At 72.4% G+C, this 22,065-nt stretch carries 18 protein-coding genes and 1 tRNA gene; 7 read left to right on the forward strand and 12 right to left on the reverse strand.

Going from position 1 to position 22,065, the window contains the following annotated elements; genetic code table 11:
- Positions 1–71 precede the first annotated feature (71 nt).
- A complete protein-coding gene (locus CLV56_RS06825) occupies positions 72–674 on the reverse strand; it encodes a TetR/AcrR family transcriptional regulator (protein WP_039340629.1) in 603 nt (200 codons plus the stop codon).
- A 103-nt stretch (positions 675–777) separates the two neighbouring features.
- Between CLV56_RS06825 and CLV56_RS06830 the strand changes: the two genes are divergently transcribed.
- Positions 778–1,257: a hypothetical protein gene (locus CLV56_RS06830; protein WP_039340628.1), complete on the forward strand. Its 480-nt coding sequence runs from the start codon at positions 778–780 to the stop codon at positions 1,255–1,257.
- 131 nt (positions 1,258–1,388) lie between these two features.
- Positions 1,389–3,527 carry an MMPL family transporter gene (locus CLV56_RS06835; protein ID WP_039340627.1) on the forward strand — a complete coding sequence of 713 codons (2,139 nt, stop codon included), beginning with the start codon at positions 1,389–1,391 and terminating at the stop codon, positions 3,525–3,527.
- Between the two features lie 6 nt (positions 3,528–3,533).
- Here CLV56_RS06835 and CLV56_RS06840 read toward each other — a convergent pair whose 3' ends face one another.
- Positions 3,534–6,995, reverse strand: a complete 3,462-nt coding sequence (locus tag CLV56_RS06840; protein WP_039340624.1) for an ATP-binding protein — start codon at positions 6,993–6,995, stop codon at positions 3,534–3,536.
- A 193-nt stretch (positions 6,996–7,188) separates the two neighbouring features.
- Between CLV56_RS06840 and CLV56_RS06845 the strand changes: the two genes are divergently transcribed.
- A complete protein-coding gene (locus tag CLV56_RS06845; protein ID WP_157805093.1) occupies positions 7,189–8,589 on the forward strand; it encodes an FAD-binding oxidoreductase in 1,401 nt (466 codons plus the stop codon).
- A 62-nt stretch (positions 8,590–8,651) separates the two neighbouring features.
- On the opposite strand, the gene CLV56_RS06850 is transcribed toward CLV56_RS06845, so the two are convergent.
- The 7 genes from CLV56_RS06850 to CLV56_RS06880 form a co-directional block, all read right to left on the reverse strand.
- Complete coding sequence (locus CLV56_RS06850; RefSeq protein ID WP_039340621.1) at positions 8,652–9,578, reverse strand: NADP-dependent oxidoreductase; 927 nt, start codon at positions 9,576–9,578, stop codon at positions 8,652–8,654.
- A 38-nt stretch (positions 9,579–9,616) separates the two neighbouring features.
- On the reverse strand, positions 9,617–10,708 hold the full coding sequence (locus CLV56_RS06855; RefSeq protein ID WP_039340620.1) for an NAD(P)-dependent alcohol dehydrogenase: 1,092 nt from the start codon (positions 10,706–10,708) through the stop codon (positions 9,617–9,619).
- Positions 10,705–11,172, reverse strand: a complete 468-nt coding sequence (locus tag CLV56_RS06860) for a DUF4334 domain-containing protein (protein ID WP_039340619.1) — start codon at positions 11,170–11,172, stop codon at positions 10,705–10,707. Before CLV56_RS06860 ends, CLV56_RS06855 begins: the two co-directional genes overlap by 4 nt.
- 52 nt (positions 11,173–11,224) lie before the next feature.
- Positions 11,225–11,776: a TetR/AcrR family transcriptional regulator gene (locus tag CLV56_RS06865; protein ID WP_157805094.1), complete on the reverse strand. Its 552-nt coding sequence runs from the start codon at positions 11,774–11,776 to the stop codon at positions 11,225–11,227.
- Positions 11,777–11,821: 45 nt separating this feature from the next.
- Positions 11,822–14,494, reverse strand: a complete 2,673-nt coding sequence (locus CLV56_RS06870; RefSeq protein WP_039340618.1) for a M14 family zinc carboxypeptidase — start codon at positions 14,492–14,494, stop codon at positions 11,822–11,824.
- A gap of 108 nt (positions 14,495–14,602) precedes the next feature.
- Positions 14,603–15,004: a hypothetical protein gene (locus CLV56_RS06875; RefSeq protein WP_157805095.1), complete on the reverse strand. Its 402-nt coding sequence runs from the start codon at positions 15,002–15,004 to the stop codon at positions 14,603–14,605.
- Positions 15,001–16,491 carry an alpha/beta hydrolase family protein gene (locus CLV56_RS06880; protein ID WP_039340617.1) on the reverse strand — a complete coding sequence of 497 codons (1,491 nt, stop codon included), beginning with the start codon at positions 16,489–16,491 and terminating at the stop codon, positions 15,001–15,003. The genes CLV56_RS06875 and CLV56_RS06880 overlap by 4 nt, the downstream gene beginning before the upstream one ends.
- 196 nt (positions 16,492–16,687) lie before the next feature.
- On the opposite strand from CLV56_RS06880, the gene CLV56_RS06885 reads away from it, so the two are divergent.
- Together CLV56_RS06885 and CLV56_RS06890 are read left to right on the forward strand one after the other, a co-directional pair.
- A complete protein-coding gene (locus CLV56_RS06885) occupies positions 16,688–17,602 on the forward strand; it encodes a hypothetical protein (protein ID WP_100414589.1) in 915 nt (304 codons plus the stop codon).
- A gap of 69 nt (positions 17,603–17,671) precedes the next feature.
- Positions 17,672–17,744, forward strand: a tRNA-Lys gene (locus tag CLV56_RS06890).
- Between the two features lie 40 nt (positions 17,745–17,784).
- Here the strand turns inward: CLV56_RS06890 and CLV56_RS06895 are convergent.
- Together CLV56_RS06895 and CLV56_RS06900 are read right to left on the reverse strand one after the other, a co-directional pair.
- Positions 17,785–18,303 (reverse strand): methyltransferase family protein, encoded by a 519-nt coding sequence (locus tag CLV56_RS06895; RefSeq protein WP_039350282.1) that lies wholly within the window; start codon positions 18,301–18,303, stop codon positions 17,785–17,787.
- A gap of 163 nt (positions 18,304–18,466) precedes the next feature.
- Entirely contained in the window at positions 18,467–19,717 is a 1,251-nt protein-coding gene (locus CLV56_RS06900; protein ID WP_039350284.1) for an ATP-binding protein, read from the reverse strand.
- 225 nt (positions 19,718–19,942) lie between these two features.
- Between CLV56_RS06900 and CLV56_RS06905 the strand changes: the two genes are divergently transcribed.
- On the forward strand, positions 19,943–20,548 hold the full coding sequence (locus CLV56_RS06905) for a TetR/AcrR family transcriptional regulator (RefSeq protein WP_039350286.1): 606 nt from the start codon (positions 19,943–19,945) through the stop codon (positions 20,546–20,548).
- 46 nt (positions 20,549–20,594) lie between these two features.
- Here the strand turns inward: CLV56_RS06905 and CLV56_RS06910 are convergent, their stop codons facing one another.
- Positions 20,595–21,581 (reverse strand): aldo/keto reductase, encoded by a 987-nt coding sequence (locus tag CLV56_RS06910; protein ID WP_039350296.1) that lies wholly within the window; start codon positions 21,579–21,581, stop codon positions 20,595–20,597.
- 120 nt (positions 21,582–21,701) lie between these two features.
- On the opposite strand from CLV56_RS06910, the gene CLV56_RS06915 reads away from it, so the two are divergent.
- Positions 21,702–22,004, forward strand: a complete 303-nt coding sequence (locus CLV56_RS06915) for a putative quinol monooxygenase (protein ID WP_100414590.1) — start codon at positions 21,702–21,704, stop codon at positions 22,002–22,004.
- Positions 22,005–22,065 lie beyond the last annotated feature (61 nt).

Consider the following 22,065-nt stretch of genomic DNA (forward strand, 5'->3'; position numbering starts at 1 on the left):
ACCCCACGATCGGGCCCGCACCACCGCCCGGCCGTGAGCCAGTTCCCACACCACCGCCGCTGGGAATCAGCTCACACGAGCAGGCCGCTCACGAGCCGTCCGAGCACCTCGCCGGCCTCCTCGCGGACACGGCCGCGCTCACCCGGATCGGCTGCCGCGATCGTCATGGCGCAGCCGCCGAGCAGGCTGAACGCGATCGACGCGGTCGTGTCGATCGGCAACGGTGCCATCCGTCCCGCCGACACCAGGGCGGTCACGATCTCGCGGATCAGCCCGGCGGCGTACTCCTCCTCGCAGGCCTTCCAGTCCTCCCACCCCAACGCGATCGGGCCCTGGCGGAGCACGATCTCGGCGTAGTCGGAGTCGCAGGCGTGGTCGAGGAACGCGCTCATCGCGGCGAACGCGCCGGTCGCCGGGTCCTCGTGCGCCAGGAAGGCCTCGCGGATCGACTCCATCCCGGCCGCCTCGGTCCGCTCCAGGACGGCGCGGTAGAGGTCCTGCTTGTCCTTGAAGTGGTGGTAGACCGCACCCCGCGTGACCTGGGCCTCCGAGGCCACCGCCGACAGGGCGGTCTTGGTGAAGCCGCGCTGCGCGAACAGCGCGGCCGCCGTCGTGAGCAACGCCTCACGGGTCTCCTCGGAGTACTGCTCGCGTCGGCTCGGGAGGCGTGACATACTCCCAGCATATGACATACAGTGTGTATGTGACCGACACTTAGTAGGTCACTGGCGCACTGTTTGTCGCTCCGTTCGAGGCCCCGGTACGAGAGGAAGACCGATGACCACCTCGACGATCGATCGCTCCGCCTGGGAGCGCACCACCCAGCGCCAGCGCGCCCTGCGCGCCGTCACCGATGCCGCGCAGGACCCGGCCGCCACGGCCGCTGCCGTCCGCCGTGCACGCGCCGACGCCTTCGACTCTCTCGACGACCTGCTGCTCGCGGCGTACGCACAGTGGCAGCGGACCGTCGACGCCCAGCTCGACCTCGCCCTCGAGCGCGAGGCGACGGTCTCCGAGGCCGTCCGGAGTGCGTGGTCCGCCGCGGGGGACGCGCTCCCCGGGACCGCCGCGCTGCTGGAGCAGCACCGCGACCACCCGGCCGTGGTCCAGGCGCACGCACGACACGCACGCACCACCCGCCGACGCACCGGCGCCTCGGTGCCGACCGTGTGGCGCACCCCGACCGGGTCGACCCGACCCCGGCGCTCCTGCGGGCTCGGCCTCCGGCGCCGGGTCCGCACGCTGATCGCCGGCTGACCCGGTCCCGGGCGCCGCCGCCGACCCTCCAGTGGTGGCGGCGCCCGGGACCGGCACCCCAAGCGGTTCCCAACCGAATCTCAAGGCGCCCGAGGGACGCTCCTGATCTCACTCACGAGAAGGAGCAACCGATGTCCTCCCTGCTGGACCGCCTCGGGCGGGCGACCGCCGCCCACCCCTGGCGCACGATCACCGCGTGGGTGGTCGCCCTCGCCGCCGCCCTCGCTCTCGCCGCTGCCGCCGGCGGGACCTTCCAGGACGACTGGGACGTGCCCGGCGCCGAGGCGCAGCGCGGTCTCGACACGATCCGGGAGCACCTGCCCAGCTCGGGTGGGGCGAGCGCTCTCGTCGCCGTCCACGACCCCGACGGTGACCGGCTCGCCGCCGGCGACCTCACGCACCTCGCCGACCAGCTCGGCGACGTCGACCACGTCGTCGACGTGTCACCCGCCCGGGTCTCCGACGACGGCGACACCGCGCTGCTCGCGGTCCGCTACGACGTGCCGGTCACGCACCCGGACGTGATGGGTGCGCTCGAACCGCTCGAGCAGGCCGTCGATGCCGCCGCGCTGGACGGGGTCGAGGTCGACTTCGCCGGTGAGGTGCCCTCCTCGGCGATGGAGATGAGCGGACGCGGGGAGCTGATCGGCGTCGGGGTCGCGCTGGTCCTGCTGATCCTCACGTTCGGCTCCGTCGTCGCCGCCGGGCTCCCGATCGCGGTCGCCGTCGGCGGGCTGGCGCTCGGCACGGCCGGGGTCACGCTGCTCGCAGCGACCCGCGACGTCAGCACCACGGCACCGACGGTGGCGACGATGGTCGGCCTGGGCGTGGGGATCGACTACGCACTGCTGCTCGTCACCCGGTTCGCCGAGCGCACGAGCGTCGGTGAGCCGCGCGTCGAGGCCGCGGGCTACGCGAACAGGACCGCCGGGCGATCCGTCGTGTTCGCGGGCATCACCGTGCTGGTCTCGCTGATGGGGCTCGGGCTCGCCGGCCTGCCGACGTACTCGGCGTTCGGTCTGGCGACCGGGATCACCGTCGTCGCCGTGATGGCGGCGGCACTCACCCTGGTGCCGGCGCTGTGCGGTCTGGCCGGCCCACGCGTGCTCGCGCGCCGCATCCGCCGCGGCGGCCCCGAGCTCGTCGACCCCTCCCGGCCGTCGTTCACCGCGCGCTGGGCGGCACGTGTCGGTGCTCGACCGCTGCCCTGGGCGCTGGCGGCCCTGATCGTGCTGCTCGCCCTGGCCGCCCCGGCCCTCGGGATGCGCACGTTCCCGCAGGACGCGAGCGCCGACCCGAGCAGCTTCACGACCCGCCAGGCCTACGACGTGGTGGCCGCCGAGATGGGGCCCGGTGCGAACGGCACGCTCACCATCGTCGCCGACCTCGAGACGCTCGGCCCCGACGGCGTGGAGCAGACCCGCGCCGCGGTCGCCGAGGACGCCCGGATCGTCGAGGTGGGCCCGGTCGTGTCCTCACCCGACGGAGCGATCGCGCTGTTCGAGGCACAGCCGGCGTTCGGCCCGACCGACGAGCGCACCGCCGACCTGATCGCCTCGCTGCGCGACGACGTGCTGCCGGCCTTCGTCGACGTCACCGGCAGCACCGCCGTCCTGAGCGACATCTCGTCGATGCTCGCCGAGCGGCTGTGGCTCGTGGTCGCGTTCGTCGTCGGTGTCTCCATGCTGCTGCTGGCGGTGATGTTCCGGTCACTGGTCGTCCCGGTGAAGGCCGCGGCGATGAACCTGCTGTCGATCGCTGCGGCGTACGGAGTGGTGACGCTGGTCTTCCAGCACGGCTGGGGGTCGTCGCTGCTCGGGATGGACCACGCGGTGCCGGTCTCGAGCTGGGTGCCGATCCTGATGTTCGCGGTCCTGTTCGGCCTGTCGATGGACTACGAGGTCTTCCTGCTCTCCCGCGTCCGCGAGGCCTGGCTGGCGACCGGTGACGCACGCGGCTCGGTCGCCGCCGGGCTCGCGTCGAGCGCACGGGTGATCTCGGCTGCCGCGGCGATCATGGTGGCGGTCTTCCTCGGGTTCGCCACCGAGTCGGCCGTCACGGTCAAGATGCTCGGCGTCGGGATGGCCGCGGCGGTGGCGCTCGACGCCACGCTCGTCCGCCTCGTGCTGGTCCCCGCGACCATGACGATGCTCGGGCGGTGGAACTGGTGGCTGCCGTCGTGGCTCGACCGCGACGGACGCAACGACGGCGGCTCGGATCGCCCGCTGGGGTCTGCCGACGACCGCCCGGCGGTGCCGGTGCGGATCTGACCGTCCTCAGAAGCCGTGGGCGTCCCGCTGGGCGAGGAGCCACTCCTCGACCAGCGGGAGGTCCCAGTCCCGGATCAGTTCCAGGGCGTCCTCCGCGTGACCGCGCGCGCGGGCGTGCTCGCCCGTCGCCGCCGCGGCCAGTGCCAGGAAGGCGTCCACGGGTCCCATCGCGATCGTCGACCCTCCGCTGAGGACCCCTCCCGCGAGGCCCTGCAGTCGTCGGTAGACGAGCGCAGCCAGCTCGGGCTCGTCGAGGGCGAGCGCCGCCTCGGCGGCGAACCCCCACACCAGCGGCGCGAACCAGGACTCGTCGTCGGCGTCCGCAACGGCGGCGGGAAAGAGCTCCCGGGCCTCGTCGAGGCGATCGAGTCGGACGAGGAAGCCGACGATCGTCATCCGGATGGGGACCTCGGCGTCCCGCACGAACTCGGCCAGCGCCTCCACCGAGAACTCCCCGGGGCCGCTCTCCCTGCTCCAGATCCCGATGACCAGCCCCAGGGCCGCGATGGCGTCGTCGCGGTGGGGCACCGCCACTGCATCCGCTGCGGCCACGAGCCCGTCCAGGCATCCCCGAGCCTCGTCGAGGCTGCCACGCATCGCGAGCCACGGGAGCCGCATGCAGTCGAGGTACCAGCGCGGGTAGGCGAGCTGGAGCTCCTCGGCGAGTCGACGGCCCTGCGCCAGGTCGGTCTCCATCGCCGTCACCTGACCGAGCTCGCTCAGCGCGGTCGCCCGGTGAGCGAGCCCCATCGCCTCGCCGCGGGCGTCTCCCCGCGCCCGGGCGATCGCGACCACCTCGTCCGCGAGCTCGCGACGCTGCCGTGCGGTCCACGGGTGCCAGACGGCCAGGAAGGCAGCCGCGTACGACTCCATCAGCAGCGCGTCGTCGCCGAGCCTCCGCGCCATCGCGAGTCCGTCGGCAACCAGCTGCTGGCGCTCGTCCTCGGTCGCGGTGTAGTAGGTCTCGTTCGCGAGGCTGATGAGGACCGTGCTGCGCAGGGCGGAGTCCTCCGGCGGGAGCGTCTCGAGGGACCGGCGCAGGGCGGCCACGAGGGCGTCGTTGGTCGCCCCGAACGAGCGTGTCTGCCACAACGCGCCGCGGGTGGTGGCGACGGCTGCCCGAGCGAGCAGAGCGGGGTCTCCGATCTCCTCGGCCACCCCGATCGCCTCCACGACCGCGTCGGTCAGCGCGTCCCAGCGTGCGGCCCAGCGTTCGGCGTCGGCGAGGGCGAGCAGCAGCTCGTAGCGGTCCGCCGGCGTGGCATCCGGATCGAGGTCGATCCGCGTGAGCGCAAGGTCGAGGAGGTCGGCTGCCTCCTCGTGCCCGTGCAGCCGCTGGGCTGCCAACGCCGCACGGTACGCGGCGGTCCACGCCTGCGCGGCGTGCGCCGAGCCGGCCTCCGCCCAGTGCCGGGCGACCTGTGCGATCTGTGCGGACGCACGCCGGTCGGCGCTCAAGGTCTCGGCGATCCGGGCGTGCATGCGCTGGCGTCGCGAGGGTGACAGCGCGCCGTAGACGGCGTCGCGCACCAGGGCGTGGGAGAACCGGAACCGGTCGTCGCCCTCGTCGCGCAGCAGCCCCGCGGCCGTCGCCTGCTCCAGCCGGTCGAGCACGGCGAGGTCGGACTGACCCGTGCACGCCGTGACGGTGGTCAGGTCGAAGCGCCGCCCGACGACCGCGGCGTACCGCAGCACCTCCAGCGTCGGCTCCCCGACCGCGTCCAGGCGTCGGCGGACGACGTCGGCGACCGCGGTCGGCGGTTCCGCGTCCACAGCGCCCTCGCTCTGGAGCAGCCGCGCGTACTCCACCACGAAGAACGGGTTGCCGTCCGTACGGTCGCGCATCGCCTCTGCGGCGCGGACGGAGACGGGGCGGTCGCCGAGTGCGTTGAGCACCGCGCCGGTGTCGGGGACCGAGAGGCCGTGCAGACGCAGCGTCGCTGCGTGGCGACGTGCCAGCGCCTCCAGGGTCTCGGCGACCTGACCGGCGGGCTCGGGGTGCGAGCGCAGGGTGACGAGGAGCAGGAGACGTCCGTGCTCGGCCAGCGCGGCGAGGTGGCGGAGCACGCGCAGCGAGGACGGGTCGGCCCACTGCAGGTCGTCGAGGGCGACGACGATCGTCCGGTCCGCTGCCGCCGTCAGGATCTCGCGGCAGATGTGGTCCCACGCCGCGAACCGCCCGCTGTCGGGGTCGGGGTCGCGCTCGCGGTCGGCGACCGGGACCGTGCTGCCCAGCCCGTCGAGCACCGCCTGCCACGGCCACAGGGGCGGGGCGCCGGCGTCCGACGAGCAGCGGCCCACGAGCACCCGGGCACCGCGACCGCGGGCGGTGGCCATCAACTCGGCCACGAGCCGGGACTTGCCGATCCCGGGTTCGCCGGTGACCACCGCGAACTGAGGGACGCCCGCGTCCGCCGCGTCGAGCCGCGAGCGCAGCACGGCGACCTCGTGGTCCCGGCCGACCATCGGCCACGCCGGGAGCCGTGGTGTGCCGGCGTCCGGCCGCATGCCCCCGGCGGTGGGCTCGGCGGGTCCGGCGGGCGCCGTCGGTCCGGCGGGCGCCATCGGTACGGCGGGTGCCGTCACGGAGGCCACCGGTACGGCGGGTGCCGTCGCTTCGCCGACCGCCACGCCGCTGCGCGTCAGTCCTTGCTCCGACCAGGTGAGCAGCGGGTCCTGGCGCAGGATCGCGGTCTGGGTGTCGCGCACCAGCGCCGTCGGCTGGAGGCCGAGCTCCTCGTCGAGCGTGCGGGCGAGCAGGCTCACGACCTCGAGGGCGTCGGCCTGGCGTCCGGTACGCGCGAGCGCGACCGCCCGCAGCGTCCAGAGTCGCTCGCGCAGCGGGTGCTGGCTGGTCAGTGCCTCGAGCTCGGCGGCGACCGTCGCGTGCTCCCCACGGGCGAGCCGGACGACCGCGAGGTCTTCCAGCCCGACCAGGCGGAGCTCGTCGAGCCGGGCCCGTTCGGCGACCGCCTGAGGGTGGTCTCCCAGGTCGTCGTACGCACGTCCGCGCCAGGACGCGACCGCGGCCTCGAGGTCCTGGCCGATGCGCTCGAGCACGTCGTCGGGGACCACCCCGGACCCGGGGATCGCGTCGCGGGCCAGCGGACCGAGCGCCCGGTGGGCCCGCTGGAGCAGCGCCGTCGTGGTCGCGGCGTCCACCTGCACGCTGGGCGCATCCAGCACGTAGCCCCCGTTGGCCGTGCGCAGGGGTGCTCCCTCGCCGGGACCGGTGGCCGTGCCGAGCGCGCGGCGCAGCCCCGAGACGTACGACTGCAGCGTGCCGAGGGCACCGTCCGGCGGACGGTCCCCCCACAGGTAGTCGACGAGCGTGTCCACGCTCTGCACGTTCCCGACCCCGAGCGCGAGCGCCGCGAGCAGGACACGGTGCTTGCGCGTCCCGAGCGCGACCGGCGGCGAAGCCTGCTCACGGTGCACCTCGACCGGGCCGAGCACACCGAGCCACATGAGCGGATCCTAAGTCGGCCGGGGACCACCCGCTGCGCGATTTCCGCTGTCCCGCCCGGCAGGACGGGCCGTACGGCACGCCCCCGGACCCGCCCCAAGCCGATCCCAAGGACTCCCCAAGGTGCCGGGCTCACCGTGGTCGATGTCAAACGAACCGAGCCGGTCCGACCGGCACCACCAGCAAGGAAGCATCATGACCACAACGACCGACGCGATCGAGATCCGACCGGGTCGTCACACCGCGGGCACGGACGACATCGCGTTCGACGCCCTGCGGGTCCAGATCGGCGACCGTCTCGTCCTGCCCGGTGAGCCCGGGTGGGACGAGGTCAGCCTCGCCTGGAACCTCGCGATCGACCAGGCGCCGTGCGCCGTCGTCCTCGCGTCGAGCACCGACGACGTCGCGGCCGCGATCCGGTTCGCCCGGGCCTACGGCCTGACGGTGGCGCCGCAGGCCGGCGGGCACGGGGCCAGCGGGCGCCTGCGCGGCAGCATCGTGGTCCGCAGCAGCGGGCTCGACGAGATCGACGTCGACGTCGTGGGGCGCGTCGCCCGCGTCGGTGCCGGCGTCCGCTGGGGCCAGCTCCAGGCACGTCTGGACGGCACCGGTCTGACGGGCATGATCGGCTCGAACCCGGACGTCTCCGTGGTCGGCTACACCCTCCAGGGCGGGTACTCCTGGTTCACGCGCGCGTTCGGCATGGGCTCGGACTCGCTGCGCGCGGCGGAGATCGTCGACGCCGACGGCCGCCTGCGCCGGATCGACGACACGTCCGACCCGGAGCTGATGTGGGCGCTGCGCGGCGGGGGCGGCAACGTCGCCTACGTGACCGCGGTCGAGATCGACCTGCACCCCGCGCCGCGGATCGCAGGTGGACGCCTGGTGTTCGACATCGCCGACGCCCGCGACGTCCTCGAGGCGTTCGCGACGGCGACGTCCGAGACCGCGGACACCGTGTCGCTGTGGGCGTCGATCGCCCACATGCCGGACGCGCCGTTCCTGCCCGCCGAGATCCGCGGACGCTCGCTGGTCACGGTGGACGCCTGCGCGAGCGACGGGATCGGCCCGCTCGAACGGGCGCTGGCCCCGATCCGTGCCGCGGGCACCGTGCAGCACGACACGATGCGGGTCCGTACGGCGGCCGAGGTCGGCGACATCTGCGAGGAGCCGGTCGACCCGATGCCCGCAGCGCACCGCGCCGTACCGCTCGGCGAGGTGACGCCCGCGACCGTCGACGCCGTGCTCGCCGCGGTCGGCCGCCCGGGCCCGGTGATGCAGCTCCAGATCCGCCACCTGGGTCCTGCGCGCCCGGGGCACCGGGACGGGTTCGTCACCGCGGTCCCGTCCACGTTCGTCGCCACGGCACTCGCGCTGGTGCCCGACCCGGCCGTCGAGGCCGTGATCCGGGACGCGTTCGACGGCGTCGCTGCCACGTTGCGCCCGTGGACCGCCGGCTCGGTGGCGTCGACGTTGGTCGCGGCCTGGGACACCCTCGAGCGCACCGCCTCGTACAGCGACCGCGCCCTGCTCGCCGAGGTCATGGCGGACGCCGATCCCACCGGCACCTTCACCGCGGCGGTCGGCCTCGTCTGAGGGACGCCCGTCCGGGAGGCGACCCCGGGACCACCCGGTCCCGGGGTCGCGCCTTCGACCGGTCAGCCGACCCGGACGACGACCTTGCCGCGGGTGTGGCCGGTCTCCACCGCCCGGTGCGCGTCCGCCGCGTCGGCGAGATCGAAGACCTGCGCCACCTCGACGCGGACCGCGCCGGCGTCGATCAGCCCCGCGAGAGCGGTGAGGTCGTCGGGGTCAGGACGCACCCAGACGTACTCGCCGCCCAGCTCGTCTCGCGCGCGAGCGTCCGTGATCGACACGACCGTCCCGCCGTCGGCGAGCAGCTCGCCGGCCGTCTCGACGGCGTCGCCGCCGACGTAGTCGAGGATCACGTCGTACCCGTCCGGCGCGAGGGCGCGCGCACGGTCGACCAGCCCGGCGCCGTACGTGATCGGCTCGGCGCCGAGCTCCCGCAGGTACGGGTGGTTCGGCTCCGACGCGGTCCCGACCACCCGCGCACCGGCGTGGACGGCGAGCTGCGTGGCGAACGAGCCGACACCGCCGGCCGCCGCGTGGACCAGGACCGTCGATCCCTCGCCCAGCCCCGACCGTCGGACGGTCTGGAGGGCCGTCAGCCCGGCCAGCGGCACGGCCGCGGCCTCCTCGAACCCGATCGACGCCGGCTTGCGGGCGACCGTCCGGACCGGCACCGCGACCCGCTCCGCGAGCGTGCCGCCGCCGACCGTGTCCTTGCGGGCGTAGGCGAACACCTCGTCACCGACCTGCAGCTCCGGCGTGTCGAGACCGACCTGCTCGACCACGCCGGCGACGTCCCACCCCGGGACGGCGGGGAAGTCGACGTCGATCAGCCCCTGGAGGTAGCCCTCGCGGACCTTGTAGTCCACCGGGTTGACTCCGGCCGCGACCACACGGACGACCACGGTGTCCGGGCCGGGGTGCGGGTCGGGGAGGTCGCGCAGGTGCAGCACGTCGGCGCTGCCGAACTCGTCGTAGGCGATGGCTCTCATGCCCCGCACAACGGGTTCGACGACCCAGCCATTCCGCCTCACCCGAAGGTGAGGACCGGCTTGATCACGTCGCCGCACGCGCTCGCCGCGACCGCGTCCTCGATCGTCTCGAAGGGCATCCGGGTGATGATCCGCTCCAGCGGCAGCCGGCCGTCGGCGTGCAGCGCGAGCAGCCGCGGGATGAAGACCTCGGGCACGGAGTCGCCTTCGATCACGCCTCGCACGGTGATGCCCTTGGACATCAGGGTCATCGGTTCGACCGGGAACGACTGCCCGATCCCCAGCACGGCGAGCCGGCCGCGGGGGCCGAGCAGGTCGAGTGCGGACGCGACGACCTCCGGCCGCCCGGTGGTGTCGACCGCGCAGGCAGCGCCCCCGTCGGTGAGGTCGCGGACCGCACCGACCGGGTCGTCGACCGGATCGAGGGCTGCGCGGGCACCGAGCTCGACGGCGAGCGTGCGGCGCGACGCCACGGGGTCGACCGCGATCACGTCGGCGCCGGAGGCCACGGCCGCCATCACGGCCGCCATGCCGACCGCGCCCGTGCCCAGCACGACGACCGGCTCACCGGCCGTGGGACGGAGCACGTTGAGCACGGCTCCTGCTCCGGTCTGGACGCTGCACCCGAGCGGCGCGGCGACGCCGGCCGGAACACCGGCGGGGACCGTGACGACGTTCGACTCGTACGCGAGGGCGTACCTCGCGAAGCTGGACTGCCCGAAGAACCCGCCGTTGAGCCGCTCGCCGCGGCGCGTCAGAGCGCTGGTGCCGGCGGCGCGGCCGCCGAGGCTGTTCAGGCCCCGTGCGGTGCAGTACGCCGGAGCCCCGGTCGTGCAGGAGGTGCACGACCCGCAGCTGCGGAAGGTGCAGACCACGTGGTCGCCCGGGCCGACCCCGCGGACCCGGCTCCCGACGGCCTCGACCACGCCCGCGCCCTCGTGGCCGAGGACGGCCGGGAGCAGCCGCTCGGTGAGCATCGCCCGGGTGCTGATGTCGGTGTGGCAGAGCCCGACGGCGTCGATCCGGACCAGGACCTGGTCGTCCTGCGGCCCGTCGACCTCGATCTCGTCGAGCACGAACGGTCCACCCGGTCGTTCGACGATCGCGGCGCGGGCCGTACGGGCGCTCACGCGCGCTCGAGGAAGAAGTAGAAGTGCCGCTCGTCGTCGAGGACGCCCTTGCCGTTCATGATGCCGAGCACGGTGGACTCGTCGACCTGCTTGAAGTGGTCGAGCACCGGCTGGCCGTCGTAGACCATGGTCGCGGTCGACTCGCCACGGAACTCCACCATCCACAGGCTCGCGGCGCCCTTGCCGGTCGTCAGGTCGGAGTACAGCTCGCCGTCGGACCCGCGGCAGACCAGCGGCTGCGCGTCGTCCAGCGACGAGAAGGTCTTGCCGTACCACCCGATCCGCTCCAGCATCCCGTTCATCCGGTGGCCGGTGACGAACTCACCGCCCTTCCACCGACCGAGCAGCGCCTCGGGCCGGACGACGTCGAGCGCTGCCCAGACGGCGTCGAGCTCGTCGGGGTCGACCGTGCCGTCGGTCTCGCGCAGTCGGGCGAAGGTCTGGCGTGCCTCGGTGATGTCCATCGGTCGCTCCTGTGGTCGGGTGGAGCGATCCTGACACAAATCCGCAATAATGTCAGCGGGTGGATGCGGTGAGCGCGAGGTCGACGAGCCGGGCGACGGCGCGGTCGCGGGCGGTGCGGTCCGTCGACTTCAGGGCGATCCCCTCGACGCCGTAGACCACGACGACCGCCGTCTCGTCCGCCTCCCCGACCCCGGCCTCGCACAGGACGCGCTCGACGGCATCGAGGAGCGCGGTCTCGAAACCCTCCCAGAGATCGCCCGCCTGGGCGTACGTCTGGTCGATCAGCTCGGCACGGATCCGACCCAGCTCGGGACCGTCGTAGAAGACGAGAACATGCCTCAGAACGTCGAGCAGACGCTGCCGAGGCGGACCGGCACCGGCGGCCGCCGCGCGTACGTCGTGGACCGCGCCGTCGAGGGCGAACGCCACCGCGGCCCGGAACACGCCTCGCTTGTTCGGGAAGTACTGGTAGAGCGCCGGGCGGGACAGCTCCGTCGCGTCGGCCAGCAGCTGCATCGAGGTCGCGCGGTAGCCGTTGCGGGCGAAGACCCGCAACGCCGGGCCGAGGACCTGCGCGCGGCGGGCTGGACTCAGCTGGGGCACCGAACCAGTCTGACAGTTCGGTGCCCCAGTGTCACACCGCGGTCGTCACGGCGCCGGAACCCCGTCGCCGTCGGGCGAGGCCCAGAACAGTCCGGTCGCCACCTGGCTCATCCCGCCCTTGGGGTGCGTCCGGAACACCACCGACGTCCCGAACACGAGCGCCTTCGCGCCGGAGTCGGACGCCGCGGAGACGACCGCCGCCTGGCCTGCGGAGTCGGCCGGCCCGTTGCCGCCGCTCCCGCTCGGCCGCCAGTGCCCCGCCACCAGCGGGTCCGCGCCGTACGCCTGCTCGACGGTGGTGCCCGTCCCCAGGCCGGCGAACCAGATCGCCGGGTACACGAAGGCGTGGCCCTGCGGGTACGCCGACAGTACCCCGTCGTCGACGGTGTCGACGGTGACGATCCCGTTGCCGGACCGGTTGCCGCTCACGGCGGTGCCCGACATCAGACCGAGATCGGTCGCGGTCGAGAACGCGCCCGTCCCGCGGCCGACGATCCCGCCGCCGTCGGCGACGTAGGCGTCCAGCGCCGCCGCACCGGCTTCTTCACCGGCGCCGAAGGACAGGCCGGACCCGAGCCACATCACGTCGACGTCGTCGAGGATCGACGGGTCCGCGGCCAGCTCGGCCTCGTCCAGCTCGACCAGGTCGTCGAAGCCGAGCTGGGTGAGCGACAGCAGGTCGTCCTGGCTCCCGGTCCAGCCCACGGTGAGGTCCTCCAGCCCCTTCGCCCGGCCGGACCGCACCTCGGCGAGGTCGCGCTTCGAGGCCGTCTCGAAGTCGACGCCGAACTCGTCGGCGGCCTCGGCCGCCGCCCGGCGGCCGGCCGAGCCGTCGTCCACGAGCGCCGAACCGTCGGACAGCTGCGACACGGCGATCCCGTCCTCGAGCAGGGCGTTCAGTGCCTGGAAGTCGCCGACGCCGGCGAGGTCGAAGGTCAGAGCGGCCTTCGACCGCGGGACGTCCCCGTCGGCGTCGTGACGGGTGGCCGGGCGGGTCCACGGGAGGGAGCCGCTCCCGGTCGTCCCGACCGGCTCGACCGTCGCGCCCCACAGGTAGCCCCAGCTCCACGCCGACACGTCGTACATGCTCGGGACCTTGTCCGAGATGTCGCTGCCCGCCGCGAGCAGGTTGTGCGCCAGGTTGCGTCGCGGCTGGTGCATGTCGACGACGTACGACCCGGCCGGGTACGTGGTGCCGTCGATGCGGCTGGTGCGCACGAGCCGCCCGACCTCGACCCCGTGCAGCTGGAGCCGCTCGACGAGGAACCGCGCGTCGCTGCTCGAGCGCTGACCCGAACCCGTCGGGATCACGAACGCCCGCGGATAGGTGACCGCGTTCTGGTCGTCGGCCGCGTCCCACTCGGCCTTCCACTCGTCGGGGCCGGCCACCTCGTCGAGGTTCTCCGAGGTCAGCGCGACGCGCGGCGCGCCGGATCCCGCCCGGCGGAAGAACTCGATCTGGTCGTCGAGCATCGCGTCGTCGTTCGTCTCGACGTAGTCGACCAGGCTCTGCATGGTCTGCAGCGCGACGGCGGTGTTCACCACGGCGTTCTCCGGCGTCTGCGAGCTCCCGTTCGGGCGCGACTTCGGCAGCTCCACGGTCGAGGTGACCGCTCCGGAGAACGCGGCGTACTGCGCGGTGAAGATCGGCGGGTAGTCGTCCCAGCCGGACGGGGTGTCGCGGTACGGGATCTTGATGTGCGCCGTGTCGGGTCCGGTGTTCTCGTCCACGACCTGCCCGGTCGTCACGTCGTAGTACGTGTTGCCCGGGATGTCGGCCGCGACGACGTCCTGCTCCACCTGGAGCGAGAGCGCGTACCCGTGCGGGATGAACAGGTCGTACTCGTAGTCGTCGCCGTGCGGCGGTCCGCAGGGCTCGACCTGCAGGACCCGGGTGTAGCCGTGGAAGTCCGCGGCGTACAGCGCCTGGACGGCCTGCGCCGTGCGGACGAACGAGACCGACTCGGGCGTGGTGTTCGTGACCATGTCGCGGTTCTCGTCGAGGTTGAGCGCGGTCGCGCGCTGCCCGATCGTGCGCCCGTCCGGGTTCAGGGTGAGGCTGAAGTAGATCCGGTGCTCGCTGAGCAGATCCCGGACCTGCGACCACGGAGCAGTGGCGAGCTGCTCGATGTACTGCAGCGCCGCGTCGGTGCCCTCCCACTCGTTGCCATGGATGTTGGCGCTGATCCAGATCGGCGTCTTGTAGTGCTTCTGGAGGAGCCGGTCACGCTCGGCGAGTCTCGGGTGCTCGCGGATCTCGTCCCGCCACGCCGTCTGGAGCCGGGTCTCGTGGCGCCTCTCGGGTGCGGTGAGCGTCACCAGGTAGAGGTCGCGGCCCTGCGTCGACTGCCCGACGACCTGCGTCGAGACGCGGTCCGAGCCGGCCATCAGGTCGTTCAGCATCGGAGCGATCTGGTCGTACCCGACGAGGTTGCCGGTGTCGGCCGCGTCCGGCTCTGTCTCGGGGAACACGGTGAGCTGCGGCTGGTAGGGGTACGAGCTCGGCATCGGCAGTGGATCTCCGACGCCGGCGCCGTGCTTCGCCGCCCACCGGGCAGCCTTCGCGGTCAGGGATCCGGGGTGCGTGCCGTCCTTGGCGGAGCGCACGCTGAACCGGTCGCGATCAGGGGGATCCGCGGCAGCGGGGGCCGCGACCAGGACAGCGGCCGACATCAGGGCGGCGCCGGCGAGGGCACCGGCTCGACGGGACGATCGCATGGGGGCTTCCTCTCACCGGGCGGGGCGACGGGGACGACACCCGCGGTGGCCCGATTCTGCACCGACATGCCCGACTCCGCTCGTCCAGACGGCGACGTGCGGTGGCCGTCACGCGGTGCGGCGGATCGTCAGCTCGACCGCGCCGCTGTTGTTGAACCCGAACCACGCGACGTCGTTGGCGAAGCACCGCAGCTCGCCGCCGGCCTCGGCGAGGTGGGTCGTCCCGGAGCCGATGGCGAACGTCGCCGCGCCGTTCGACCCGACGGTGCCGATCAGCGTGAACCAGTCCGCTTCGCGGTGCCGCCTCAGCCGCTCCGCCCAACGGAGCACGCGGTTCGGCGACGCGTACCCGTCCGGTCCGCACTCGGTCCGCCAGTCGGTCCACGTGCCGGTGGCGGTGAGGTCGTACGACCCGCCCGCGACGAGCACGGCGCCGGTCGCGACCCAGCGCGGTCGTGACGCCACCCGCACGGTGCGCTGCTCGCCGACGGTCAGCAGCGGCCCGGTCACCACAGCCGCGCGTCGAACCGGAGGTGGGCGTCGGGGCCGAGCAGCGTCCTCGCCGTCTCGGGGAGCTGCACGACGCCGCTCCAGCCGTTCTCGCTCCCGCCGGTCCACTCCATCACGTTCGGGGCCAGGGTCGAGGAGCGGACGGGCCCGGCCAGCTCGCTGTTCCACGCGCACGCACCGCCGACGACGTTGCCGGCCTCGGGGTCGCCGACCGGCTTGATCTCGAGCTCGACGAGCAGGCTGTCGTCCCAGTCGGCGATCTGCTCGAGGTGGTCGCCGAAGTTGAACCAGCCGCCGCGGGCGACGAGCGATGCGAGCCGCAGGTTCAGGGCGTAGCGGATCGTCGACTTCGAGCCGGGTGCGAGGAAGACGGTGAGGAGCGGCGTCTCGGCCTCGGTCAGCTTCTCCAGGTCGACCGGGCAGTGGTGTGCGGCGGTCTGCTCGTGGACGAGGACGGGGAGCTCCCGGATCGCGAGCTTCACGTCGGCCTGCCAGGTCCGGTCGTCGTCGGCGGTGAGCCGTGCCGGATCCAGGCCAGCGAGGTGGAAGTCGACGCGGAGGCTGCCGAGCAGGAACCGCTTCAGGTTCTGGTAGACCTCCTCGGAGTTCACCAGCCCGTACCGGCCCGAGTGCGAGCGGTGGACGTACGCGCGGGCCGACCCCAGCACGACGGCGTTGCGGATCGCGACCAGGCCGTCGCTCTGCTCGCCCATGGCCTTCGCCGACAGGCCGAGCGCGACCTCGTAGTCACGTGCGTTCGTCCCGGCGATCGACAGCACCCGGTCGGTCGGGAAGCCGTTCAGCATCGTGCGGGGGTCCCAGTCCTCCGCCGGCTTCGCGTCGGACAGCTCCGACTCCGGAACCATGTAGCCGGCCATCACCTCCGGGGCGAAGATGTCCGAGCCGGCCGGACCGAACGTCTTGATCACCCAGTCCCCGATCCCCCCGCCGAGCTTCGGGTCGATCCCGCCGTGCGGTGTGCCGATCGTGCAGAGCTTCGAGACCACCGACGCCGGGTCGTCGAGGTGCTTCTGGATCGCCGCCCGGCAGATCAGTCCGCCCATCGAGTGCGCCACGAGGTTAACCATCGGGGCGCCTGCGGTCTTCTCCCGGACCAGGGCGATGAAGTCGGCGAGCCCCTGTGCCGCCCGTGCGATCTCGTACGGCTCGGGTTCCTCGCCGAACGTGCTGGAGTTGCGGTCGTAGAACCGGTACACCCACAGCGAGTCCGGCGCGAGCTCGCCGGCACCGGCGTCCAGCAGGAGCTGCTGCTGGTTGCCGCCGACCGCGAGGTTGTAGCGGTCCTCGTTCATCAGGCGCAGCAACGGCCCCTCGAACTGGTGGAACCGCGGGGCCCCTTTCGGGCCGACCCGTACGTGGGTGGAGCCGACGTTGAAGCCGTAGAACGGGTCGTCGACGAGGGAGTCGATCCCCCGCTGACCGCCGCCGAAGCCGCGGACGTAGATGATCGGAAGCCGCTCTGCCATCGCACGTCGCCGCGGCGCCCGGCGTCCCGCCGACGTCTCGGCCCGCGACCCTCCTGTGCGCAGCGTGGCATCCCCACGGCGCCTCGGCTCGGCACTTGCACCGAACGCGCGAGGGTGCCCTCGGCCGGATCGGTGAAATCCGGTCAAGTCGCCCATGCGGCCCGCCTAGGTTGAGCGGACCGGTGAGGAGGCCGTCATGGGTCGAACCGCTCTCGTTCTCGTCGTTCCGCTCGTGCTGACCGCGTTCTGCCTCGAGACAGCCGCCGCCACAGCGTCCGCGGAGACGACGACGTCAAGCGCTGCGGCCGCGGGGGCCGGCGGCACGACGGCACGCACCGCGGGTGTCGCCGACGCGGCCGAGGAGCGGCGGCGCAAGAAGCGGGCCCGCCTGAAGGCCACGTGGCGCCGCGTCGGACGCGGCAAGGTCGCGGTCAAGGTCCGCAGCAACGCCCGCAAGGCACGCATCTCGTACCGCGTGGGGAGGAAGAAGCGGACGCGGTCCGTGGTCGTGCGGCTGCGGAAGAACCGCGCCCACCGGGCCCTGCCCAAGAAGTCCAAGCGCATCCGGGTCCGCGCGCTCGCGACCCGACGCCTCCGCGCCAGCCGGCTCGAGCGTGCGAAGCACCTGCGGGCTCCACGGATCTGGATGGCTGACGGCGACGGCGACGGGATCAAGGACTACAACATCGACCGTCAGGCGGACGGGCGACGCGACGCGATCCTGTTCGACGACAACCGCAACGGGCTCTACGAGCGCATCGCCATCTTCGCGCGGCGCAAGCCGATCGCGGTCGCGCTCGACCAGGACGAGAACGGCTACCTCGAGGCGTTCCTGCTGGACCTCGACGCGAACGGTGCCGGCGAGCGGATGTACTACGACGCCAACCAGGACCGCTACGCCGAGTGGCAGTGTCTCGACACCGACGGCGACGGGTACGCCGACACCTGGTACTACACGCCGGCGAACGTCACCTCGACCGCAGTCGGGCGGCGCGCGAACGACCTCATGGTCCGCAACATCAGCACGCTGAACCAGCTCCGCCAGCTCGATCCGTGGTCGCTCGGCTACCTGCCGTACGACCCGTCGCCGTCGCTCCTGCGGGGCGAGTGAGCTGTCGGCGCGGTCTCGCGCACCGGGCGCGTACGGCATACTGGCCGCCGTGATCGGGCCACCCGCCCGGGGCCTCTAGCTCAATCGGCAGAGCAGCGGACTTTTAATCCGCGGGTTGTGGGTTCGAGTCCCACGGGGCCCACCGTGTGATTCTGTGACCGGACGATGATCCGGGTGAGGGCTTACGGCTGGTTCGGCTGAGTGGTGACACTCCGTCGACGCCGGCGCGGCCACCACGCCGGCACGGCCTCGCGGTAGCGCCGGTAGGCCTCGCCGTAGGTCCGCAGCAGCGTCGGCTCCTCGTACCACCGCACGAAGGACGCCGTCACGGCCCAGAACAGGCCGGCGTACGCGAGCACCGCCCACGACCCGAAGACGAGCGCCTGGCCGGCGATCACCAGCGTCACCCCCGCGTACATCGGGTTGCGCATCCAGCGGTTGAAGCCGTCCACGACGAGTCGCTCGGTCGGCGCTGCCGGCATCGGGGTGCCGCCCGCGCGGGCGAAGCGCACGAACGCATCGACGACCGGGACCAGCCCGACCACGACGACCGCCGAGCCGACGGCCACCGACGCCGTACGCAGGGTGCCGTCGTCGGGCATCGACCAGCCGGTGATCACCCACGGGATCAGACCGGCGGTCGTGCCGGGCGCGGCGAGGAAGAACGCAGCGCTCCCGATCCGCGAGGCCGCCGGCCTCATCGTGCAATCTCCTGCGCTCGGGTCATCCGCACTCCCTATGCCAACACATGTTGACCTGAACCCCGTCCCCAGCATGCATGGCCGCGGCCTGGTTGTCAACGGCTGTTGACCCACCGTGCGGCGCACGAGCCCGACGATGGCTTGGACCGGCCGCACCCCGACTTCATGGGCCGAGCGCTGCGACGGGTAGAACGAGAATGCCGTCGCGACGTCGGATCGCTGACGACCGCGTCGTCACCACTCCCATGAACTCCGGCAGACCAACCTTGCTCGTGTCGACCTTCTGGACGAACCTCAGGAGCGAGTCGGCCGCGGAGTCAACTGCCTCCGGGTTCATCTTCACCTCGAGTGCACCCCAGCGACCGTCGTCGAGCGTGATGACGAAGTCGACCTCGTGCCCGTTGTTGTCGCGCCAATGCCACAGTCGCCCACCCAGGGGCTGACCGTAGACACGGAGATCTCGCGCGACGAGCCCCTCGAAGTGGAACCCGGCTGCGTTGAGGTCCCGCAGCAGCTGCGTCGGCCCCGCACCCAGCGAAGCAATCCCGAGGGAAGGATCTGCCATGAAGCGCGTCGCGGCCTTTCTCAGCGGCGTAGTGGCGCGCATGTGCGGCGCCCAGGCCGGAACGTCCTCGGTGAGCATCAGCCTGCGGAGCGCATCGAGGTACCTCGCCACCGTCTCCTGCCGGGCTGGGCCATCGGGGCCGCCGACATCCGATGCCACCGCCTTCGCAGTCAGCCCGGTCCCTACGCCACGCCCGAGGGAACGGAGCATTCGCATGAGGCTCTCGGGATCCCGCCTGACACCGAGCCGCGGCAGGTCGATCTCGACGACGGTGCGCAAGTAGTCGGACATCCAACGTTGAGCCTCGCGGACGGGCGCATCCAACAAGTCGGGCCAACCGCCGACCACCATGCGCTCCACCAGCTCAGGCACCGTGACCCCCGGGTCGAGTGTCGGCGCGAAGTCGCCATCGAACAGTCCACGCAGCGACACCTGACCGTTCGAGACCCCACCCTCGAAGAGGCTCATGGGCCGCATCTCCAGCCGAGAGAACCGACCAGCCCCTGTGTGTCGTGCAGCATCGTCATCAGGCGTCGCCGATCCAGTGAGGATGAATCGGCCACGAGCCCGATGGTTGTCGACCTCGCGACGAACGAGATTCCACAAGGACGGGGTGATCTGCCACTCGTCGAAGAGCACCGGCGCGTGTGCGCCGAGCAGAACCTCCGGTGCCGTCTGCACCAGAGCCTGGGCGCCCATGTCGGTGTCCATCTGGAACGTCGTTGCCGCCACACGCTCGGCCGTGGCGGTCTTCCCGCAAGCCTTAGGACCCTCGATGAGAACGGCACCCGCCCATCTCATCCGGTCGGCGAGATCCCCGTCCGCCACACGCGTTCGGTAGTCATGCACGTCGCTGCTCCCTCGCAGGCACCGAGACCATCCTCTAGGCCTAAACGAGACAATAGTATGGGTAAAAGCGAGACAATACTATACGTCTAACCGAGATGATTCGATGGCGTGCTCTAGCTTCAGCCGCCAGCGGTACACCCCGTCCTCGCAACCTCGATTCGCTTGTCAACGAACGTTGACCGCCGTACGGTGTGGGCACCGCCGATGACGAGACGAGGGACCGCGATGGCTGCTCCGCAGACCCCGACAACCTCGCGACCGCGCAGCGCGGAGGCGACGAAGCAGGCGATCCTCGATGCGGCGCGCACGCGGTTCACGACCGAGGGCTACCGCCGGGCCACCGTGCGGGCGGTCGCCGCCGACGCGGGGATCGATCCGGCGATGGTGATGCGGTACTTCGGGAGCAAGCAGCAGCTGTTCGCGGCCGCGGCCGACCTCGACCTGCGACTACCCGAGCTGAGCCGGGTCGCCCGGAGCAGACGGGGCCACCAGCTGGTCACCCACTTCGTCGCACGCTGGGAGGACCCGGACGACGACACGCTGCTCATGCTGCTGCGTGCCGCGATCGACGACGAGCAGATGGCGGAGACGATGCACCGCATGTTCGCCGAGCAGCTGGTCGCGACGATCGTCTCCGTGCTCCCCGACGAGCGGATGGACGAGGCGCCGCGACGAGCCGGCCTGATCGCGACCCAGATGCTCGGACTCGCGCTCTGTCGCGACATCCTGCGGCTGCCGCCGGTGGTCGCGCTCAGCCCGGCCGCAGCGGTCGCGTCGATCGCCCCGACCGTCCAGCGCTACCTCACCGCCCCGCTGCCCGACGCGGACTGATCGGCCGCGGGGCGCCGTACGCCCTGCCGCCCTCGGAACGCCGCCGTCAGCGGTCGATCATCCGCAGCATCGCCTCGGGGTAGCGTTCGCCCTCGATCGGCAGGCTGTCCGCGGCGGCGTCGAGCTCAGCGAGCTGCTCATCGGTGAGCACCACGTCCGCGGCGCCGAGGTTCTCCTCGAGCCGACCGAGCCGACGGGTCCCGGGGATCGGCACGATCCACGCCTTCTGCGCGAGCAGCCACGCGAGGGCCACCTGCCCGGGGGTGGCGCCGGCCCGCGTCGCGATCGCGCCGACCTGCTCGGCGAGCCGGAGGTTGGCTTCGCGCACGTCGTCGGAGAACCGCGGCAGCGTCGCCCGGATGTCACCCTCGCCGAACTCGGTGGACGCCGTCACCTGCCCGGTCAGGATCCCCCGGCCCAGCGGGCTGAAGGGGACGAAGCCGATGCCGAGCTCCTCCAGCGTCGGCAGGATCTCGGCCTCGGGCTCACGCCAGTACAGCGAGTACTCGCTCTGGAGCACCGTCACCGGGAAGGTCGCGTGCGCGCGCCGGATCGTGCCGACGCCGGCCTCGGACAGGCCGAAGTGCCGCACCTTGCCTGCCTCCACGAGCTCCGCGACCGTGCCCGCGACCTCCTCGATCGGCACATCGGGGTCGACGCGGTGCTGGTAGAGCACGTCGATGACGTCGGTCCGCAGCCGCGTCAGGGAGCCGTCGACGGCGTTGCGGATGTCGTCGGGTCGGCTGGACAGCCGCGACGAGCCGTCCTCTCCGAAGACGAAGCCGAACTTCGTCGCGATCACGACCTCGTCGCGCACCGCGGCCAGCGCATCACCGACGAGCGCCTCGTTCACGAACGGGCCGTACACCTCGGCGGTGTCGAAGAACGTCACGCCGTGCTCGACCGCGCTGCGCAGGAATGCGATCATCGCGCTGCGGTCCGGCGCAGGCCCGAACCCCTGGGACATGCCCATGCAACCCAGCCCGACGGCCGAGACCTCCGGTCCGCGGGTGCCGAGGGTGCGAGTACGCATGCGGTCCTCCTCCGGTGGGGCGACACGGTGCCGCACGAGCACCTTAGGCGACCCGCGCCGGAGACGTGATGTGATGCACTCGACCACGTGCCAGACCCGCCCCGGACCGGAAGGCCCTCCATGACCCTCAACGTCGTCGCGCTCCTGACCACGAAGCCCGGCAGCGGACCCGCGCTCGAGCAGGCGATCGCGGAGGTCCGCTCCGCGATGCTCGCCCACGACGGATGCCTTCGCTACGACCTCCAGCGCCGCCGCAAGAGCGAGACCGAGTACGTGATGATCGAGGCGTACGAGACGACCGACGCGCTGCGGGCCCACGGCTCGTCCGACGAGTTCGTGGCGCTGTCCGCGGCGCTCGGCGAGCTTCTCGCGGCTCCGCCGGAAGTCATCGTGCTCGACCCGGTCGGCGACCAGACCGCCTGACGGCGGGTACGGCGACGCGAGTCTCGACATCTCCGTGCTGCGGACCGGCCTCTCGACATCG

Origin of the sequence: Mumia flava, assembly GCF_002797495.1 — a bacterium.
Taxonomy (GTDB): Bacteria; Actinomycetota; Actinomycetes; order Propionibacteriales; family Nocardioidaceae; genus Mumia; species Mumia flava.

Bases quoted from the DNA above. Each gene is read 5' to 3' on its own strand.
- CLV56_RS06860 (WP_039340619.1), bottom strand. From the start codon at position 11,172: ATGGACATCACCGAGGCACGCCAGACCTTCGCCCGACTGCGCGAGACC.
- CLV56_RS06850 (WP_039340621.1), bottom strand. From the start codon at position 9,578: ATGAGAGCCATCGCCTACGACGAGTTCGGCAGCGCCGACGTGCTGCAC.
- CLV56_RS06835 (WP_039340627.1), top strand. From the start codon at position 1,389: ATGTCCTCCCTGCTGGACCGCCTCGGGCGGGCGACCGCCGCCCACCCC.
- CLV56_RS06830 (WP_039340628.1), top strand. From the start codon at position 778: ATGACCACCTCGACGATCGATCGCTCCGCCTGGGAGCGCACCACCCAG.
- CLV56_RS06910 (WP_039350296.1), bottom strand. From the start codon at position 21,581: ATGCGTACTCGCACCCTCGGCACCCGCGGACCGGAGGTCTCGGCCGTC.
- CLV56_RS06825 (WP_039340629.1), bottom strand. From the start codon at position 674: ATGTCACGCCTCCCGAGCCGACGCGAGCAGTACTCCGAGGAGACCCGT.
- CLV56_RS06905 (WP_039350286.1), top strand. From the start codon at position 19,943: ATGGCTGCTCCGCAGACCCCGACAACCTCGCGACCGCGCAGCGCGGAG.
- CLV56_RS06880 (WP_039340617.1), bottom strand. From the start codon at position 16,491: ATGGCAGAGCGGCTTCCGATCATCTACGTCCGCGGCTTCGGCGGCGGT.
- CLV56_RS06870 (WP_039340618.1), bottom strand. From the start codon at position 14,494: ATGCGATCGTCCCGTCGAGCCGGTGCCCTCGCCGGCGCCGCCCTGATG.
- CLV56_RS06845 (WP_157805093.1), top strand. From the start codon at position 7,189: ATGACCACAACGACCGACGCGATCGAGATCCGACCGGGTCGTCACACC.
- CLV56_RS06895 (WP_039350282.1), bottom strand. From the start codon at position 18,303: ATGAGGCCGGCGGCCTCGCGGATCGGGAGCGCTGCGTTCTTCCTCGCC.
- CLV56_RS06840 (WP_039340624.1), bottom strand. From the start codon at position 6,995: ATGTGGCTCGGTGTGCTCGGCCCGGTCGAGGTGCACCGTGAGCAGGCT.
- CLV56_RS06915 (WP_100414590.1), top strand. From the start codon at position 21,702: ATGACCCTCAACGTCGTCGCGCTCCTGACCACGAAGCCCGGCAGCGGA.
- CLV56_RS06885 (WP_100414589.1), top strand. From the start codon at position 16,688: ATGGGTCGAACCGCTCTCGTTCTCGTCGTTCCGCTCGTGCTGACCGCG.